Annotated in this window: 16 protein-coding genes; 3 read left to right on the forward strand and 13 right to left on the reverse strand. The window is 48.5% G+C overall.

The window, feature by feature from the left end:
- Window positions 1-2: 2 nt before the first annotated feature.
- From F459_RS23360 to F459_RS0120455, 13 genes are all read right to left on the reverse strand, one after another.
- Entirely contained in the window at window positions 3-1,766 is a 1,764-nt protein-coding gene (locus F459_RS23360) for a phage tail sheath family protein (RefSeq protein ID WP_020614509.1), read from the reverse strand.
- Window positions 1,763-2,953 (reverse strand): VWA domain-containing protein, encoded by a 1,191-nt coding sequence (locus F459_RS0120400; protein WP_020614510.1) that lies wholly within the window; start codon window positions 2,951-2,953, stop codon window positions 1,763-1,765. The genes F459_RS23360 and F459_RS0120400 overlap by 4 nt, the downstream gene beginning before the upstream one ends.
- 19 nt (window positions 2,954-2,972) lie before the next feature.
- Complete coding sequence (locus tag F459_RS0120405; RefSeq protein WP_020614511.1) at window positions 2,973-3,347, reverse strand: FHA domain-containing protein; 375 nt, start codon at window positions 3,345-3,347, stop codon at window positions 2,973-2,975.
- 9 nt (window positions 3,348-3,356) lie between these two features.
- Complete coding sequence (locus F459_RS0120410) at window positions 3,357-4,880, reverse strand: hypothetical protein (RefSeq protein WP_020614512.1); 1,524 nt, start codon at window positions 4,878-4,880, stop codon at window positions 3,357-3,359.
- Window positions 4,877-5,671 carry a phage tail protein gene (locus F459_RS0120415; protein WP_020614513.1) on the reverse strand — a complete coding sequence of 265 codons (795 nt, stop codon included), beginning with the start codon at window positions 5,669-5,671 and terminating at the stop codon, window positions 4,877-4,879. The genes F459_RS0120410 and F459_RS0120415 overlap by 4 nt, the downstream gene beginning before the upstream one ends.
- Window positions 5,662-6,060 carry a DUF1257 domain-containing protein gene (locus F459_RS0120420; protein ID WP_020614514.1) on the reverse strand — a complete coding sequence of 133 codons (399 nt, stop codon included), beginning with the start codon at window positions 6,058-6,060 and terminating at the stop codon, window positions 5,662-5,664. The genes F459_RS0120415 and F459_RS0120420 overlap by 10 nt, the downstream gene beginning before the upstream one ends.
- A gap of 27 nt (window positions 6,061-6,087) precedes the next feature.
- A complete protein-coding gene (locus tag F459_RS0120425) occupies window positions 6,088-6,546 on the reverse strand; it encodes a hypothetical protein (protein ID WP_020614515.1) in 459 nt (152 codons plus the stop codon).
- Window positions 6,543-7,838 carry a hypothetical protein gene (locus tag F459_RS0120430; RefSeq protein ID WP_020614516.1) on the reverse strand — a complete coding sequence of 432 codons (1,296 nt, stop codon included), beginning with the start codon at window positions 7,836-7,838 and terminating at the stop codon, window positions 6,543-6,545. Before F459_RS0120430 ends, F459_RS0120425 begins: the two co-directional genes overlap by 4 nt.
- A gap of 72 nt (window positions 7,839-7,910) precedes the next feature.
- Entirely contained in the window at window positions 7,911-8,339 is a 429-nt protein-coding gene (locus F459_RS0120435) for a phage tail protein (protein ID WP_020614517.1), read from the reverse strand.
- 26 nt (window positions 8,340-8,365) lie between these two features.
- Window positions 8,366-9,598 carry a phage tail sheath family protein gene (locus F459_RS0120440; RefSeq protein WP_020614518.1) on the reverse strand — a complete coding sequence of 411 codons (1,233 nt, stop codon included), beginning with the start codon at window positions 9,596-9,598 and terminating at the stop codon, window positions 8,366-8,368.
- Window positions 9,599-9,618: 20 nt separating this feature from the next.
- On the reverse strand, window positions 9,619-10,203 hold the full coding sequence (locus tag F459_RS0120445) for a hypothetical protein (protein ID WP_020614519.1): 585 nt from the start codon (window positions 10,201-10,203) through the stop codon (window positions 9,619-9,621).
- Window positions 10,203-13,235: a putative baseplate assembly protein gene (locus F459_RS0120450; RefSeq protein WP_154651756.1), complete on the reverse strand. Its 3,033-nt coding sequence runs from the start codon at window positions 13,233-13,235 to the stop codon at window positions 10,203-10,205. The genes F459_RS0120445 and F459_RS0120450 overlap by 1 nt, the downstream gene beginning before the upstream one ends.
- Window positions 13,228-13,650, reverse strand: a complete 423-nt coding sequence (locus tag F459_RS0120455; protein WP_020614521.1) for a GPW/gp25 family protein — start codon at window positions 13,648-13,650, stop codon at window positions 13,228-13,230. The genes F459_RS0120450 and F459_RS0120455 overlap by 8 nt, the downstream gene beginning before the upstream one ends.
- A 687-nt stretch (window positions 13,651-14,337) precedes the next feature.
- On the opposite strand from F459_RS0120455, the gene F459_RS0120460 reads away from it, so the two are divergent.
- The 3 genes from F459_RS0120460 to F459_RS0120475 form a co-directional block, all read left to right on the forward strand.
- Window positions 14,338-14,532: a BrnA antitoxin family protein gene (locus F459_RS0120460; RefSeq protein ID WP_020614522.1), complete on the forward strand. Its 195-nt coding sequence runs from the start codon at window positions 14,338-14,340 to the stop codon at window positions 14,530-14,532.
- Between the two features lie 126 nt (window positions 14,533-14,658).
- Window positions 14,659-15,306: a phage baseplate assembly protein V gene (locus F459_RS0120470; protein ID WP_020614524.1), complete on the forward strand. Its 648-nt coding sequence runs from the start codon at window positions 14,659-14,661 to the stop codon at window positions 15,304-15,306.
- Between the two features lie 46 nt (window positions 15,307-15,352).
- The coding region (locus F459_RS0120475; RefSeq protein ID WP_020614525.1) for a phage baseplate assembly protein V at window positions 15,353-16,026 on the forward strand (674 nt) is incomplete at its 3' end.

A 16,026-nucleotide genomic window follows, 5' to 3' on the forward strand; every position in this document is an offset into this window, starting at 1 on the left:
GGTCACGCCTCCTCTATCACTACGTTTGCGTCGTCCCGTACCGCATTCAGGGTGACGACAATAAATTCAACTGGTTTTGTTATACTCAAACCAACCATTGTGGTTATAATGCCGGCATCGATCTGTTCCGGGGAATTAAGTTCATCATCGCAGCGGATAAAAAAGGCCTCTTCAGGAGTCTTTCCGGCGAGGTAGCCCTTTCTCCACATATCGATGAGAAAGGCCGAAACATGTCGCACGATCCGTTTCCGAAGCCCCGGAGTATTGGGCTCGAATACCGCCCAGCCCGTTCCCTTTTTGATCGCTCCGGCAAGAAGGGAAAAAGTGCGGCGTACATTGATGTAACGCCACTGGGGATCAGAAGAGAGGGTCCTTGCCCCCCAGAGTTTGATACCTCGGCCAGGTATCCGCTTCATCCCATTGACCCCAGCGTCATAGAGCATCTGATAGCTTTCATCGTCTACTATCCATTTGGTACCGACAGCCCCGGGGATAAAAATACCGGCAGGCGCACGATACCTCCCCTCCTCGTGGTCGCACCGTGCAATAATGCCCGCTACAGCCCCTGAGGGAGGTACATTGACGGTCGCATCACCCCCAGGAGCAAGGGGATCAAGGATCTCGATTTCAGGATAGTAAAGGGCCGCATGGCTGCTGTCATAGCGCTTCGCCGAGCGCAGGACCTCCTGAAGGTCGTCACTGTCCGAGGCATCAAGCAGGGCAAAACGGTCGCCAAGCCGCTCGGCCTGATCGATCATCGCCCGCCTGACGGCATGGGCGTAATCCCCGGCAAGCGCACTGTCCTCGGGGTAAAGCTGGTCGAAAAGCCCCGCATCGGGGGCACACAGGAGCGAAACATCCGGCAGTGATTCGAAAATTCCGAGACCGCGATTGTCGTTGAGCCCCTTGAAATAGCCGATAAAATCACCGGCGCTCAGTCCGACAATTCCATCTCTTCCACCCGAAAAGCGTCCCATGCCGATCTCTTTTGGAAACCAAAGGCTTGCGTCCCCACGTTTTTTAGGCGGTGTAATCCTTACGATCCGGGACTTTTCCAGCATATCGAAGAAATAGCGATCGTCGTCATGTCTCCTGCTCATATAGAGGAAATCCTCTGTCCGTCTGCCGTCGCTTAAGGTCATGTTGAAACCGACCCGCTGAACACTGGGAGGCTCTTCATCATCCCGGGTATAGGGAATATTCAAATGTCCCTCCGATGCAGCCTGCCCCGTTACATTAAAGTAATCAGAAACACCATCGCTATAGAAAATGCGAAGGGTATCCCCGGGGAGACAGTCACCGAGCAGGACCGAAATCATCCGTCGAGATCCACGTCTGATCTTGTACTCGAGGGATGCATCTTTCGAATGCCAGACCCTTAGACTGAGTGTGTTTCCCCAGCTTCCCGGGCTTGCCGCATAGAGGCAAAGCGTACTGTTTCCGAAGAGCCCGGGCACCTCGATCTGAGCAGAGGCAAGGCCCCTCTCTCCCCCATGGGCCGTTCTGACTACATAGCACTCCTTACCGCCGCTATTGAAAAAGGTGTACACCGAATAAGGAAGATACCCGACAGATTCAAAACCTCCGAAGATTTCGAGATAACGATTAAAATCGGTAATACGTACCGCCTCATCCACCGGGCCTTTTCGGGCAACACCGATGAAACCGGCAATAGTTTTATTTGAGATTTTGATCTTGTTCGATTCTTCCCGCCGCGAGAGGACATACACGCCGGGATTTGATCCGAAAGAGCGGTTCCCCCTCACTTGCTTTTCTTCTCCTTATCCTTTGGCTGTCTCTTCTTTCGTTTTTTATCGTTTTTGAGATAACGGCAAAAAGGGCAAAACTCCCAGTCGTCTTTCATCCTCCGTCCGCAATCTGGGCAGCGACGTTTGCCGATTCCCATGGCCTTACGTTCCTTCCTTCTGCTCAAGATGGTCAGAAGGATAAAAAGCACTATGAGGAGGAATACCGCAATAAGAACCGCTATCTTGAGCCAGAAGGGAAAGGGGACCTTCACTGCAGTGAAGTTCTTGTAAGCCTCTGAACGCTCTTCCTTATCAACTACCTGAACCATGAGCTGATGTCGCTCATCATCGGCTGGAAGTCCTTTGACCCGAAAAATCACCAGATATGCCATGGAAATCTGTTCAAGAATAGCGTCCGTTCGATCGGGGACTCCCTCTACCTTGGAACTATAGTGGTAATACCCGCCGGTCCTGGTTGAAAGAGAGTTCATGATATTGAGATACTGGGCCCCAAGCATCCTGATTCCCACAGAGTAGATCGGAAAACCAAGGTCCTCGTAGGAAGCAACCACATCATCCAGGGTACTGCGGCTCTCCTGATCACGTCCGTCGGAAAGGGTGATAATTACCGAACGCCCCTTGACAGCGGACCTGTCGAGGCTCTCCTCTTTGACGATGCGTGAAAGTCCAATAAGAGAGTCGAAAAGCTTTGCCTGTTTGTCGCTTATTGCCAATTCTTCAAGAGGAGTCGCATCGACCTCACCGCCGACGCTGGATTCTATAATCGGAAGAGGCTCAGAGCCAACTGCATAGACCGAAAGCGTATCCTGTGGTCGAAGCGCATCGATAATCTTATAAACGGCCTCCTTTTGCATGGCAAGTGGAGCCCCTTCCATAATGCCTGAATTGGAAAGCAGAATATAATAATGGATGGGACGCTCTGTGGCGGCAAAACGTTCAAGATCGATATTCTCTATCTCGATATCGGCGTCTACCCGTACCTGAAAATTCGACCGGACCAAAGATAATATGGGAGCCCCTGTCTCATCTTCGGCATTGACTATCGTTTCCACTTTTGGGAAATTGCGGGATTCGACCATTTCGATTCTGGAGGAAAGCCCTTCCTGAGCGTCCAATCCCAGTAGTGCCGCACAAAGGAACAGGACTGAGAATATCAATCGTCTTGTATGAACGCTTTTTACCATGCTCTTTCTTCCTTTTCCGCTAAATCGCCTTGAACTTGAATTCATGGCTTCCGAGGCTTATCAAATCCCCATCGATCAGAGAGGCGGAGGAAGTCTCAATACCGTTGACAAACATTTTTCCTTCCGATCCCTGAGCCACCAAGGAATACTCCTCTGCCTTAGAGATCAGTAATGCATGCTGCCGCAATATCGACTCCATTAAAATGCGAATCTCACAATCCTCTCCCTGCCCGATAAGATTTTTCCCAAAATGAATATCGTAGACCTGACGTACCTGGCCCTCCTCCAAGGAAACCAGCCATCCAGTCAGGGGGGCGATACAGACCGGGCAATAATCCCAGGAGGGATCCATCTTATGGCCTTTTTTGCAATATTTTTTCCCGAATAATGCCATGTCCGCTCCTTATAACCGCTGGTAGACCCAGATTTTTCCGAAGTTATCCCGTCCCTTTTCACCCATTCTGAACTCCACGGGAATGGTATGCTTATTCACATCATCCTCGTCGAATTGGACGAAGCAGTTTCTCCAGCGGAACTTCGAATCCGCCGTATCGATGGTAAGGGTCCTCTTGTAGTCTTCCTTTTCCATGATCACTTCGATGGAGTAGTTTCCAACAACCACATCGGTGCGCCGGATAAGGAGAAGCTTCCGTTTTTTGATGATGTTCTTCAGGGTAAAAAAAGCAGAGCCGCCCACATACCGCTTCACCGTATCCCTGACAATCTGTCCGTCGGGGTAACTCAAGGCGATATTCGAGGTAGATGTGTCCCGGTTGTTCTCAAAGCGTACCCGATGGCCGTCCACACTCTCCTTGTCCCGCATATCGATGTAATCAACCAGGGTATATCGATCATCTCCGAGCAGGAGGATTCGCGGCAATTCATAGCTCATGAGGGCGATATCGTGGATACTCATCTTCTTAGTAATGAACAGATCCCGTATACCGTCGATAAAGACCTGATGGCGTTTGATGATGGCATCCACCGTGGCATAATCACCGTTGAAGGCCTTGAGCTGGTCTCCCATCTCAAAAACCGCGGTCTTGATATTCTCAAAATTACTCTTGGTCGAAAAAAGCGACTTTTCCTCGGTTCGCTCGAAATCGAGCATCTCCTGAATGATTTGATTATCGATATCGAATATAGGAAACAACACGTGGATAACATCGTCGAAACGGACGTCACCGCACTGGACCAGCATCTTGGCGGTCAGCGAAACCACCTGTAATTCCCGAAACCCGGGAAGCGTCAAGGCATCATGGGAGATCTGGGCCACGCTTCTCGTCTTATCGAGTACCGTTACCAGGAATGTTTTCAAATAGGGAGAGAGCCCCTGACGGGCAATACTGACCCAGGAAATGTAGCGGGTATCAATGGTATTGGGACCGGGGTTGGAAAAATCTTTAGCCTCCTGAATGGCAGGAATCTCCCCGTTTTGGTCCTCTTCCAGATATATCCGCCCAAGCTCAATGACCTCAGAATCATCGGGCTCGGTATTCCGCACCTCGATCATCGCAGACTCAAGTTTTTTGCGGTATCCTTGATAATCGGGGTTGTCTTCGTTCTGATAATACTCCTCCATCACCTCCTTATAGCGGACGGTGATATAGATGGTGGTGGGAAGTTTATATTTACGATAATCAATGGTAATAGCCTGCGGCTCGTAGAGATAGATACTCCGGCCCATCTTATCAATGGCAGCCCCCGAATTGACGACAATGGCCAGGGCAGCGCCACCCCCGCCATGGATCGGCTGTATGCGGAAACGCCCAAGCATGTTTTCAACGATACCGTAGCCGTGGAAAACACGATTGTAGAATATTTCCTTCTGATGGTGGTATTCCTGAATTTCGTTCCAATACTTGGGAGTTGCTACGAGTCCGTTAAAAAAATTGGCCCGCATAAACTGGGGTAGTTCTTCTTTCATGTCTGCACTCCATGTTCACTTACCACGGTCCCCTGTCCGATCCTCGTGCCGCGGATTCGCTGGTCCCTACCCCTTTCATAGGTAATGTAAAAGGCCGCATTCACAGGTTTCTCCTGCTTGATCAATTCATAGATGACAATCTTTTCCTGTTTCCCCAACTGATCGATTTTGACAGGAATATGAACGGTAAAAAAGGTTTGTCCTGATTCAAAGGCATCGGTAATGACCCCGTTTGCAATCAGATCCTCAAACATCACATACTCGGTCAGGGGAAAACTGTTTTCATAGATTTCAGGCTCAAGTCCGGTTACGATTTTGACCATGAACTCCATCCCGACTCTGGTACCACGCCACCGATATAAAACAAGGGCATGCTGCAAAAAAAGCCGCATCTTGCCGGGGTCGAGATTGAGCCGTTCGCTGACGCTGAACCAAGAGCCCATCCAATTAAGAAAATCATCAGGGGCCTCCATAGGGGTAAAGAAAAAATGGAGGTTATCAAGCAATGAAACCACATCATAATGAATATGCTGCACGATCCAAAGAAAACGCCTGAGAAAATCATTGTTTTGGTACATTGAAGGAAGAAATTTAATGGGGTTGATTCCGGACACGGTGAGAGCAATACGCCCATCTTCTTCTTCCGCATCTACACCGATAACCGTAAGCCGCCCCGCAGAGGATTCTTCAAATGTAATAGTTGCCAAGGCAAAATTTGAAGCTTCCACCTTCTTTCTGGCCTGAAACAGCGGTAATCCGATAAGCGATGCGGAGAATTCTCTTATACCCATCGCCTCACCACAAGTTTGATGCTTTCCGACGATTCTTCTTCGGTAACAACCGAATAGCCCTGCTTCCTTACCTTATCCATAACCGTTTCGTAGGCATATTGTTTTTCAATGCTGCCGAGGATCTTCTCTCTGGTCTTTCCCGTGTAAGTCTCTATTGCCCACCAATCGGCGTTTAATTCGTAACCATTCTCGGCAGTTGTAACGGCAATACCGTAGGAACAACCGGGATTAATGGAAAGTTCGGCCTCAACAGAGCGATCTTCCCACCCCTTTACCATGAGCTTCTCCCCCTCCTTGGCTTCGGTAAACTCCATGCCGAGGGCTTCAAGTGCCTTTTTTAGCATTTCCATCTCTTTGATTTGCGTCTTTACCTGGGTAAAATGGGACATCGCATAACCTCACTAATCGTTAAAAAACTATTCCTCCGGAGGAACCTCTATTCGGACCGTCGCATTTCTATCGATGGTGTAAATAAGATCGAGGATCTCGGCATAGTAGTAGCCGGGAAATTCCTGAACAATTTTGAAATTACCTACACTTGTTTCAAAGGAGGAATCGGAAAATACTTCACCAACGAGCCCGGGTTTAATGCCCTGTGCCTCTTCGGGGAGTTTGATATAAAGATATTTCTGCACGCCCTGAACCACTTCGATCTCGGCGATTCGCCCTACAACGTATACAGGCTCGACCTCAACCTCTTCTTCCTCTTCCACCACCTCTTCAACAACGACGACCTCCTTCTCGGGAGGAAAAAGCTCCGGCAGTACAAAAGGCTCTTCTTCCGGCACCACAGCAACAGGGGCGCTCCCGCAGGAAACAAAGAAAAGGGGAAGCAGTATCAGTGGGAACAGGTATTTTCGGAACATCATACTCATCGCTCGCCCTCCTCTGCAGACAAGAGATACTGGATATGGCGCGCACGAACAGGCGGGTAGAGACGGCAGGCCTCTTCCACCGGGGAAGTAAAAACCGCAACCGAAGCCTCATCGATAGGAGCGGGAATAAGCGTGCCCTCCTCGTCCCGCCTCAGGAGTGAAAACCACTGACAACCGGCGGGAAGACAAAAACGAGGTTGAATAGGATCACCAATATAAAAATTGTTGTAAAAAAGCTCGCTTCCGTAGGCATGAAAATCAAGATCCTGAAAACTGACCAGCTGTAATTCTTTCTCAGAAAGGAGCTGTTCGTAGACCATGTTCGCCAATTGCCGAACACCAAGGCGCAAAGAAGAAAGAGATATCCCCTCCAGCGGGACCTGATATTCAAATATTCTGGAAGCCCTTCTGGACCTGTTCCGGTAAAGTGAAAGGACCAACAGTTGGACCTCTTCGGAAATCCGAAGTTCTCCCCGTATCGTATATTCGCAGGGAGAAGCGCCAGCTTCGCGATGATATGGAATCAAATCGTCGGCAACAACTCCAAGGAGCTGGGACGAATGGAATTCATAGGTAATGATATCCTTCAAAAAATCTTCGTCTTCACGAAAATCAAAATCTCCCATATGCAGAAGAGATACAGGGATAAATTCGAACTCTCCGGTACTCAATTCTGAATAAAGAAAAAGTTTTACCGGCACGGCCTCGACATAGACACTCGAGGTAAAACAGGGAGAAGCCGGTGAGTCAAAGCGCAAGGCCATTTCCTGCTTCAAAACGGGAAGGGCCTCCCACCATTGGGACAGATCGGTAAACGAACGGAAAAAGTAGATTGGAGCGGTTGGCGCTTTGAGATTATAAAAACCTAAGCGCACAAGGTTTTCCCCTCTCACATTGCGAAAGGATGAGGTCATAACCCAATCGAGGGGAAACTCTTCATAAGCAAGACGTTTGACCAGATCCACGACATTTTGCGCCCGTTTGTCGTAAACCGTATCAAGCCATTGCTGAATGCTGAAAGGGCGAAAAAGGGAGTTACGAATAAAATCTTCAGTCAATCCGTCGATAATCTCCCCGGCCAGGGAGGCATCGACACCGGGCCCGATCTCGGGCAGAGAAATAGCGATAGCAGGAATATCCTCCCCCATTGCATCGAATAATTCCTGCAAGGCAGGCGGAGGCTCAACAGCCGACTCTTCTTCCTTGTCAAAAATGCCTGCCGCATAGAGCGACGATGTAAAAAAAGAGAAGACAAGAATAAACAACAGGAGCAGCTTTCTTTGTACCACCATAATACCGCCTATCTTTGAGAAATTGTGCGTCCCGACATCTCTTGCCATGCGGGACGCACAAAGTGAATACGATTACGCCCAGTCTCCATCTTCATAGACAATGGAGATGCTTTCGGTGATAGAACCTGATTCGCTACTGTTGAGATCAGACATGTCCCATCCGCAGGGAACACATTCGAAAAGGTTACGGCGGGAAATTTCATCAACACCGTTTCGGTCGAACAGAACGACCGATACCGCTTTTCGTTCCGGGGTTCCACGCTCGACGGTCTTCCACCAGTCACGTAAGATAGTATCTTTCGGATCACTGTTTCTCGTCAGAGTCACAACTGGATACTTTACCTTGCCGGGAATCTTCCGGGCATTTCTGTCGATACCACCGATGTCATCGGTGATCTCCGCGGTGGCTCCGAGACCGGTTACGGAAATAAAATTCCCGTAATCAACGCCATCGATCTCCACCTTGAAATTGGTCTTCATCGTTGGGGTGTAATTTGCCATACACTACTCCTTTAAAAAAATATGGTTTACTCGGTCAATGTCTTCTGAGATATCCTGAACACCACAAACTCGGCAGGCTTTGCCGGTGCAATACCAAGCTCACATACCACATATCCGGCATCAATCGACTCGGGAGGGTTCAGCTCATCGTCACAACGAACGTAAAAGGCCTCCTCCGGTGAGTCACCGAAGAGCGCTCCTTCCTTCCACAGGCGAAGACAGAAAGCGGTGATATTTCTGACGATCTGTTTCCACAAGGCTCGGGTATTTGGTTCGAAGACGACCCAATTGGTCCCGTCCTGGATTGATTTTTCAACCATACAGAAGAGGCGGCGGACATTGATGTAGCGCCACTCAGGATCGGAACTAAAGGTTCTGGCTCCCCAGACACGAATGCCCCGTCCCTCGAATTCCCGAATACAGTTCACTCCTTTGGGATTAAGCAGTTCCTGTTCGGCATCGGTAAGTGCATACTTGACACCTGTCGCTCCCCTGAAGATTTCGTTGGCAGGGGCCTTGAATACACCGCGAGTACTGTCGACCCGGCCATAGACACCGGCGACTCCCCCGCTTGGCGGCGCATAGACATCCTGGTCCGCCTCTGCATCGTAGATTTTCACCCAGGGGAAATAGTAAGCACCCATGGTGGAATCCCTTGGCATGGGAATGGTATCGATTCCCTTTTCCAGGCTTTCGGGGGCATCAAGAACGGCAACGCGAAACCGATTCTGTTCACAGTGGGAAAGAATCGCGTCCTGGGCCGCAGGATCGTCCACCCCCGGAGCACAGACAATCGAAATATCAGATATTGGATTGAAGGCGGGCAAGCCGCTTCGTTTTCCAGGGCCACCATCCTTTCCGATGATGAGCTTTGTTATATTGTCGGGATTCTTAACGACATAGGGCTCCTTCGACTTCTCGCTGGCCTTCTCATTCTCTTTTGCCCCATCTTTTCCATCTGCCTTAGAGGGAGCTGCCGTCGCACCGCTTTTTTCAGGAGCTGCAAGATTATTGATGTAGCATTTGGTCCCACCATTCTGAAAGAAGAGATAGACGGCATGGCCCAGCCATCCCCCCTGGTGCATTCCGCCAAACAACTTGTTGTACTGGGTCCAGTTTGTTACCAGTGTCGGATCATTGACGGGGCCCTTTTCCGCGATACCGAGGAAACCGACTACATTGGTTGCACCGGCTTCGATCGGTTTTGATCCTCCGGAAACCTCTTCAACATAGACGCCCGGCGTTTGATACTGTGGCATACTATACTCCTTTTACATTCCTAAGTATTTTCTTTCGTAAAGGCGGACAAACGCCGCTCTTTTACCCGTGTAAACTCCTCCGCCTCGGAAGATTCAACCCCCACCGTTGCTTCGAGGAGCAGCCCAAAGGGGATTAGGCCCTGCAGCGGTTCAGGCAAGAGGTTTCGATCGTCGTCCTCCAGAGCAGAAACGCGCAGGACAATAGGGGCTCCGTCATTTCCCGCCCAATCGAAATCACCCGGGGCAATCTTGTCATGCTCCCGAAGGAAGCCGAGCAATTCTCCAATATGAGAAAGCCGTTCTCCCGGCCCTTCGCCGCCCATGAGAACCGCGGTACGGACCGTCATGGAAAGAGGAGGCTTTACCAAGGCCTCCACCATCTTCCCCTCTTTACTACTACGGCGAATTTGGATTCTGTTCATCATGTTGTCCCTCTTTTCCTCCCGAAAACCAAGGAAAGTGATCATGCATACAGGCCCCTGAACTTCCGAAAATCCGTCGAAAAAACCAACCGCAACCCCTCCATCCCGCGCAAAGAAGTCCTCAACAAGCTCCTTCATCTCTTTGAGCACATAGCCCATGATCCGATGCTGCTCGTAGGCCATCAGTACACACTCTTCCGTTCTTCAACGGTGACATCCTGTACAAAGAGCAGGGCGTCTTCTCCGAGGGAAATCGCATCATCTTCGAAACCGGTGGTAAGATTTCGAATACTCACCTCTTCTACATGGTGTACCTCAGGGATCTTTTCGATGACAGCGCCTACCACATCCTTTTGAAGAGGAAAACCGAAGCCCCAGCCATTGCCCCCCTCGCCGCCGTAAAGAGGATGAAGATAACGCTTTACGGTCTTTTCGATTTTTTCTTTGATATAGCCACTTTCGACAACCTCTTTTTTCAACACGATCTTGGTGGCAATTTTAACTTCCGTATAGACAGGACCTTCCACACGCAGGCGGGTGCCGATCATCTTACGATCAAAAAGATACGCCTTGACCCGGCGAAGCAGCTCCTGAGTCGGATACGGTTTGTGGTCGGCATCTACCTCCCCGTATATTCTGGGAACAATCACAACACGAATCTCGCCGTTGGAACCGAGGCGAGAAAGGCATTTTGCCCGTGCGACCGATGCAGAGGCCTCAAGGGAAAGCCACTCGAAATCCTCGGCGGTAACCGCCCGATTGAGACTTTTCATCACCCCGGCGGCTCTGGCTTTCAAACCGTCAAGGCTTTCAAAATCGGCTCCCCCCTCGGCGGGATAGGGATTCTCGACCCCGGCAAGAAAGGGAATGTTCTCTCTCAGCACACGAATGGAACCAGCGCCCACGTTTCCAATCTCGCCGCCGCCGGTCCAGTACTCTTCGGCAACAATGTTATTTTTCACCCTCGGAGGAATGACACCTTTGACACCATCGCCAAACACAATCCTATTTTCCTGAAAATCGAGGAGATAATGACGTGAATAGGGTTTTGAGGAAAGAAAGTTGTCCACACAGTGGTAGCGGACCCAAACCTCTTCCTTGCCGTTTCCAAGCTTTTTTACCTGGATTGCACCCTTTCCCTCTTCCCGGATGATCTCCTCCCTTTCTTTCTCAGGGGGAAGCGAGGCCTCTTTCACCATAAGACGAAGCCCTGGAAGAACGGGTTTGCGTACGAGCTCAAAGCCCTGGTTCGGTGTTCCTCCAGAGCCGCCAAGGATCTCTTTTCGATGCGTTCTTCGGTGGATCCCGTATACGGAATTGAGAAGGATATCTTTGACAACAGGTATCGACTCGAAACTCCCGGCCTCAAACACAACCCTTACCCAGAACAAATCTTTTCCAAAATCCTCATGCGGAGAAAAATCATCCGGCAGCTGAAACTCCACGAACCCCGATTCATGAAAGCCATCGGTATAATCGTTGACAGAAAGAGGGGTATACCCCTCACCGTTCCAGTACTGCCAGGAAAGGGTAAGGAAACGCTTTGTCCGTTTTTTTCCGACGCCTTTGTCCACTGAGCTGCTGCGAACAAAATAGTTGGCAGATTCAAGGACCCGATTCCGTTCATCAATTCTAAAATAGACCGAAGCATTATTACCGGGAAAGGCCCGGTCAAAACCAAAATAGACCACGGGAAAATCCTCGGAATCCAAGGCGAAAAGGGAAATCTCTTCTTTATCTTCTTCGGATCGGGCATTCTCGACCATGGTCTGGCTAAGATCCCGATAGGAAAAATTGTCGTACACAATGGCTTTTCTAACAGGAGTCTTCTTTGCATCATAGGAAAGGCGCAAGCGGCTAAAGAACGGCATGGAGATCTCTTCGTCAAATCCCCACTCCATGCTCCCTGAATCACCGGCCTGATATTGGCCCCCCTTGCCAAGGTCTCCGGCAGAAATCCGAATTCGCAACCAAAAGTGCTCGCTTCCGTTCACTTCACAGGGCTGTATATCTGCAGGGCAATCAAACGAAAGAATGCCGGAACGGGAAAAGCCGTAGGTATCATCATCAAGACGACACGTTCCATAGGAACGAGCCGGTGCAGAAACACTGGAGAAGCCAAGCTGAATCCAATCCCGGCCATTCCAGTACTCATAGCGGTACTGTATGGAACGATTACCTTCCGCCCCGTCATTCATTTCGCCTAAGCCAAAACGAATCGACACCCGGGAACCCGTCTTACTTAAAACCTCGTCCGATGCAATATACAGCGCATCGTTATACTTAGGCTGCTTTGGGAATATCTTGAAATCGACCCCAAAATCGATCGGTGTAAAGACCATATTCTCCTGATTACTCAGACATACGTCAGGAAGCAGCCCGTCTCCTTGGAAAATCAATTTGGAAAGAAGTGAAAGTACCGAAAAACATTTGTGATCATCAGGAATTTTACGAACCGACGCCCGAAGGAAATACCCCTCAGCATTCTGTATTGCCGTCGGGACAATATCCAGGGGCCCCTTAAAGAATATCTGGTTGTCCTCTTTTCTGTTGTTATCAACCGAAGAAAATACCTCCAGATCAACCCATTTCGAACCATTCCAGTATTCCCAGGAAAGAACCGCAATGATTTCATCGTTTACCGAAGTAATGGAATAGGTAGTATCGAAGGTAAGTGAAACGGTATTCGGTTCCTTTAAGAATTCAAAGACCGACGCCTCAATGTAGATCTTTCGCTCGATCTCAGCTGCAGCATCGAAAAGACGGAAAGAACCCTTACGCTTCAGCTCAGAGACATTATCGGTAATCTTATCACCCAATCGGCCATAGGAAGCGGCAAGGGCGATATTGCATACCGAGAGAGATTTCTCGGTTTCAAAGACAACCGGCTCACTGCCGTTTTTCGCCTCGGTTCCGACCTGTAATCCTTGCTTGAGGAAAACAGCATCCTTGTATCCATCCACAGGATGGAAGGTCAGCAAAACCCTTGCCGACTGGGGAGGGGAAAGCGTAAGCCCGAGAAGATCAAGAAGTGCAAGATAGGTTTTTTCAGGAACCTTATTCAGACGGTAGATGGTCATTTCCGTCATCCAGGAAAAAAGCTCAAGAAGCGTAATTCCCGGATCCGTCGGATTGTGATTCGTCCACTCCGGACAATAATGCGGAATCAATGAAATTGCCTGATCGAGAATATCTTTATATGTTCGATCATCCAAATTGGGACTGGGTATCACTTTCGCCTCTTTCTAAATAAAACGGATAAACCAAATTAAAATAGGTATTGATGCTACGAATTTTGTACTGAATGGAAATATTGATCCTTGTCTCATCATCAGCATCGGGAGCGACCAATACCTCTTCGAGAACAATGCGATGCTCCCAACGGTGTAGAGCCTCTTCGATATAGTGCTGAGCGAGTGCATAGGTCCGGGCCCCATTTGGTGAGAACACCAAATTATTCAGATCACAACCAAAATCGGGGCGCATAAGCCGTTCGCCCTTTGTTGTGCCCAAAATAATCCTGATGGAATTTTCGACACTACGTTCATTTGAGACTGTTAAGATTTGACCGTTATCACCCACAGAAAAAGGAAAGGCAATTCCGGTTCCAAGAAAGTTTTTATTTTTCATAATCAACACACATTACAAATTCAATTTAAAACAACTGAACGATTTCTCTCATCAACGTATTTTTCTTTTAACCGCTTTTTTTTTCGAGGTCAAGACAGAATCATATGTTTTAATCAATAATTATAATAAAACGGTAAAGAACTACGATATTCGTTTTAAAAAAATACAATAAAAAAAATATTGTACGATAATCGGATAAAAAAATACTATTAGATAACAGATACAAAAAATGATTAATATAAAAATGCATCAATAATAAATTGCATATTTAAATCTAAAAAAACATATAAGCAATTTTTTTTAATATCATAGAGTTTGTTTTTTCAATATAGAAATCTAAATTGCTATCTAAAAAATGTAAATGCAATCATATACAACTCAATATGCTTTCTATAAATAGCTAATATGTTCAATATTATCTATAATAGGAAGGAAATGGAATAAAAAATGAATAAATAGAACGAATATTACAAGAAATTCAAAGAGTATCGAAAATAGCTGGATTTCTGTATGCAATCGTGCTACATATATATTATTCCGATAAGTTCATAGATAAAATGGAAGGTGCAGGATTAGAAATAATAAAAACAACGACATGCTGTCACGGTATCGTGATTACTATAAAAATATCTCAATAAAAATGAAGACCCCATACCATCCTGCGCTCTTTATTTAAGGAGAAAAAAGATGGAAGAATCGAACACAGAGACAAACAAAAAATCAACAACCCTTCGCCCCGATGAGAACATCATAGAGTACTTCAAAGAATTAAGCAGCGAAACAGGCATATCCTACCAAGCACTCATAAACCTCTATTTAAAACGATGTACGGAAAAAAAGATGACAGTAGATTTTATCCTAACTACCCATCAAGATGATTGACAGTTCTTTTTTCCTCCTTTAGGGTTTTGATACGTACAAAGAGAAAAATGGACCGATTCGAAAAAGAGCAATATAAAAAGGTATCATCCATACACGGATCGCCCATGAATACTCATGGAGGACCACATGAGAAACGAAGTATGCATGTACCATGGTATCGTTACCGACAACCAAGATCCCGACGGTCTCGGACGGGTGAGAATCAGCCTGCCGGAAATCCAGGGCGGTGACCAGAGTCAAACAAACTGGCTGCCCATTCTTACCCCTTTCGCAGGAAATCAAACAGGAGGCTTTTTCCTGCCGGAAATCGAAGACGTGGTCATAGCCCTCTTCTTCGACGACGGCCTCGAACAGGGTGTTGTTCTTGGGGCCGCATGGAACCACAACCATATGCCCCCGGCTACAGAAGAAAACAGCGCAGCCGACCTGAACGACGACGGAACAAACAGCCTTCACTTCCTGCGATCACGAAGCGGCATGCGCATCATCCTCGACGACAGCGACGGTGAAGAAAAACTACAACTGCTGAACACCGACGCCACCACCAGAGTCGAAATGCTGGTTGGAGAAGAAATCCTCAACATCGAAACAGAAGCCGACATCAACATCTCATCAGGCGGCGTCATCAACATCGAGGCAGAGGAAATATCCATCTCAACAGAAAACGAACTCAGCTTCGCTTCCGATGCACTGGGCATCGAGTCAGATGGCGATACCACCCTTTCCGCATCAGGCAACCTTGGTATCGAAGGCAACGGCGTGGCCATGAACTAAGCCGGCACGGATTCACAGGCCTGTATAAAAAGTAAAGGAGAGAGCCATGCGTATCGGCTACCGCGAACTTCAGCGTATCAAAACTAAATACTACGATCCTGCCAACAGGACCTCACGCTTTATCTGGCATCAATGGAAAGACCCCCGTCTGAAGGCAACGGCCACCTGGGGCAAGGTGGTGGACAACCACGACCCCGACGGGCTTGGCAGGGTAAAGGTCATAGCACCTTTGGTCTTCGGGGATGAAACCCCCAGCCCCTGGATACAATGTTTAAGCCCCTGGGCCTCAAAAGGCTACGGGATCTGGAGCCTGCCGGACATCGGGGATGCGGTGGTGGTGGGATTCTACCTCAACAATCCCAACTGCCCCTTTGTCATCGGCTCGGTGCACACCAAACGGACCCCTCCCTACTACGAGCAGGACGGAGCCAACGACAAGAAGTACATCAGGACAAGAAGCGGCCTTGAGATCATGATGAACGACAAGGAAGGAGAAGAGGAGCTTGTGATCAGCGCCAAAGAGGGGAAGATGAGGATCAGCCTCTCATCGGCCGGCATTCAGATCGTCAACGAACTTGGGGACATCAACATCAAGTGCAGAAAGCTTACCGCTTCATCCAGCCAGGCCATCATCAAGGCAAACGCAAATCTGAAGGCCAGCTCAAAGGGGAATGTGGGCCTTGATGCCTCAGGTGATATGAGCATCAAGGCCGGAGGGAA

The sequence above is a fragment of the Sediminispirochaeta bajacaliforniensis DSM 16054 genome (assembly GCF_000378205.1).
GTDB classification, from domain to species: Bacteria; Spirochaetota; Spirochaetia; order DSM-16054; family Sediminispirochaetaceae; genus Sediminispirochaeta; species Sediminispirochaeta bajacaliforniensis.